This is a genomic window from Paenibacillus sp. A3 (assembly GCF_001399685.1).
In the GTDB taxonomy this organism is placed as follows: Bacteria; Bacillota; Bacilli; order Paenibacillales; family NBRC-103111; genus Paenibacillus_G.
Map to the genome: position 1 here is coordinate 1 of NZ_JTHN01000337.1, position 3167 is coordinate 3167.

The 3167-nt window shown below is 59.4% G+C and carries 2 protein-coding genes and 1 pseudogene; all 3 read right to left on the bottom strand.

Annotated features, from left to right (window positions below):
• Positions 1-1112: DNA mismatch repair endonuclease MutL (mutL, locus tag QJ48_RS34330; protein WP_157261856.1), on the bottom strand; the 1112-nt coding region annotated here is incomplete at its 3' end.
• Between the two features lie 66 nt (positions 1113-1178).
• On the bottom strand, positions 1179-2627 hold the full coding sequence (locus QJ48_RS34335) for a S41 family peptidase (RefSeq protein WP_054977756.1): 1449 nt from the start codon (positions 2625-2627) through the stop codon (positions 1179-1181).
• 34 nt (positions 2628-2661) lie between these two features.
• Positions 2662-3167: pseudogene (locus QJ48_RS37825) on the bottom strand (DNA mismatch repair protein MutS); the annotation flags it as partial.

A 3167-nucleotide genomic window follows, 5' to 3' on the forward strand; every position in this document is an offset into this window, starting at 1 on the left:
GTACCGGCCGCAGGCGTCGGCTGCCGGGCAGCCGACGCCTGCGGCCGGTACAGCTCCAGCTGCTCCTGCACGACCGCCTCCTGCGGCCGTTTGGCCGCCGGCATGCTTGCGGCCGGGATCAGCCGCTGCTTTCCGAGCGTCTCGCGCACCTCGCGCTCGACGAGCTGCATCAGCTCCGCTTCCTTGCTGAAACGCACCTCCAGCTTCGCCGGATGGACGTTGACGTCGATCAGCGTCGGGTCCATCTGCACATGCAGCACCGCAACGGGGAACCGGTTGATCGGCAGCAGCGTATGATAACCCTGCAGAAGCGCCTGCACCATCGGATAGTTGCGGATGTAGCGGCCGTTGATTACCGTCGAGATGCCGCCGCGGTTGGCCCGGGTCAGCTCCGGCTTGGCGATATAGCCGTCCAGCCGGTAATCGAGCGTTTCCCCGCGAATGGGCAGCATGCTTTTCGCGACGGTAGTGCCGTATATCGCCGCAATAGCTTGGAGCAAATCGCCGTTACCAAGCGTTTGTACCAACGTATGTCCGTTATGCTTTAACGTAAAGGCAATCCGGGGATGCGCGAGCGCGAGCCGGTAAATATAATCGGTGACGTGCCCAAGCTCCGTCTGGATCGTCTTCATATATTTTAGACGCGCAGGCGTATTGTAAAACAGCTCCCGCACCGCAATATCCGTCCCCCGGGGAGCCGTCGCTTCCGTCTTTGAGCGGACGGCGCCGCCTTCAATGACAAAACGGCAGCCGAGCCCGCTCGTATCCGGCGCGGTCAGGCATTCCACCTTCGACACGGCGGCGATACTCGGCAGCGCCTCGCCCCGGAAGCCGAGCGTGCGGATCGCGAACAAATCCTGCGTGCTCGCAATCTTGCTTGTCGCATGACGGAAGAAAGCCGTCTCGCAATCGTCCGGGTCCATGCCGGAGCCGTTATCGGTCACGCGGATCAGCTCCAGCCCGCCTTCCTCAATCGCGACGTCGATTCTCGTGCTTCCGGCGTCGATCGCGTTCTCCACCAATTCCTTCACGACGGAGGACGGACGCTCGACCACCTCGCCCGCCGCAATCTGGTTCGCAATATGTTCGTCTAAAATGTTTATTTTACCCATAAACAGGTCTCCTTAAAAGTCCGGCCAAGAATCGGAATCCGGCTCCTTCATAGGGCCATTCCGAAATCAGTTCGCACCCAGTGTCAACGTTTTGCCGTCGTCCTTCCAGCTCAGACCGTTAAAGGCTGCGGCCGTCTGCGCTACGTTGAGGTAGCCTGTGCCGTTCTTGAGCACGAAATCGGCCGCAGCCGGCGTGTACGTAGTTTTGGCATCCCCTGCTACAAGCTGAACCGATCTTGCAGCTTCGTTCCACTCGACGCTCGCGCCCAGAAGAGCTGCCAGCACACGGGCCGGAACATACGTTTGCCCGTTCTCGCGAATAACATCGAATGACTCCTGCACTTCCGTGCCGTTCACCGTGGCGCTGTGCCGGTCGAGCGTCAAGTCGATCCGGTTGGCACCTGCGGCGCGAATCGCTGTCAGCAGCTGCGCCATTGCGCCTTCGACTTTTTTATCCGGTTCAAGGCCGACCTGGTTCACCTTGCGCAGCTTCGGCGTCAAGTATTCCTCAATCGTCACTTTGACCGCGCCGCCCGATTTCAGCGGAATGACGTTTTGCACGCTTCCTTTGCCGAACGTTTTCGTGCCGATCGCCGTAATTGCACCGTAGTCCTGCAGCGCTCCCGTCAGCACCTCCGAGGCGCTCGCGCTGTTCCCGTTCACCAGGAAAAAGACGGGGAATGGCTGCGTCGTCCCGTTCGCGAACTCGACCGGCTGATCGACACCGTTGCGGTCGCGCGTATGAATGAGCGTCCCCTGCTTGACGAACAGTCGGGCAAGCTGCTGTGCCGTTTCGAGCAAACCGCCCGGGTTGTCGCGAAGATCGACGATCAGACTTTGGATACCTTGGCTCTTGAGCGCGCTCAGTTCCTTGCTGACCAGTTCGTCGGCATCGCTGGAGAAGCTGGCGATTTCGATATATCCGACGTTTTGGAACCGCTTGGCGACAACCGTCGGAATCTGCACCTTCTTCCGTTTGACGGTCAATTCTTTCGTTTGTCCGTCGCGCAATACCTGCAAGCGGACTTCCGTATCGACCGGGCCCAAAATTTTGGACGTTACTTCGTCGATTTTTTTGCCCGCCGCCGGTTCGTCGCCGACCTTAACGATGATGTCGCCACGAAGCATCCCGGCTTCCTTCGCCGGAGAACCGGCGAATACGTCCGCAACGTATACGCCTTCCTCCTCCATGCCTACCCGCACGCCAATGCCGACATATTGATTTTCAACGGCATCCTCGAACGATTGCAGCTGCTCCGGCGTGAAATACTGCGTATATGGGTCCCCCAGCGACTCTACCATCGCCTGGATACCCGTTTCGGAGAGCTTGTCCGCCTTCGGCCCGCTTACATGGTTTTTCTCCAGCGCATCCAACACTTCGGCGATCCGTTCGGCAGCAGCCGACTTCGCGTCTGCGGCAAGCACCGGAGAAGCGGCAGGAATCAACAGCGTTAACGCCAGCATCGTCGAGACGGTTTGTCGACGCCACTTTGGAAATTTTTTGGAAGTATTCATCAAAGATTCCTCTTCTCGAAGTAATGGATAAGACTTAATTAGGCAGCTGTTTCTTCAACTCGTACAAAAAATTCATCGCCGTCATCGGCGTCATGTTCATTAGATCGGCCGAGCGCAGCTGCTCCAGCACTTTGTCCGTTTTGGCGTCGCGCTTGGACGGTTTCTCCGGCTTCGCTTCGTGGACGGCGAACAAGCTGAGCTGCACGATGTCCCCTACCTCAGGCTCCTTCGTTGCCGCGTCCAGTCGTTCCGCTTGTAGCGGTACGGCCGGGATAGCGGCTTCCACGGCGTAACGGACTGCCGCTTGCGCATCCGGCGCGGAAGCCTCCGCGATCGTCCCCGCTCCGTTCGGAGTCGTCGTCTCGGGCAGTCCGGCATCTTGCCCCGCTGGCTCATTCGTGCTGCCGGCCGCCGGTTGAATCCGGCCTTGCAGCAGCTCCGTCCGCGCTTCGAACGTATGCAGCAGCTCGTAAGAGCGCTCGATGATGCTGTCGGGCAAACCGGCGATTTGTGCGCAATAGATGCCGTAGCTCGCACTGG

Bases quoted from the DNA above. Each gene is read 5' to 3' on its own strand.
- QJ48_RS34335 (WP_054977756.1), bottom strand. From the start codon at position 2,627: ATGAATACTTCCAAAAAATTTCCAAAGTGGCGTCGACAAACCGTCTCG.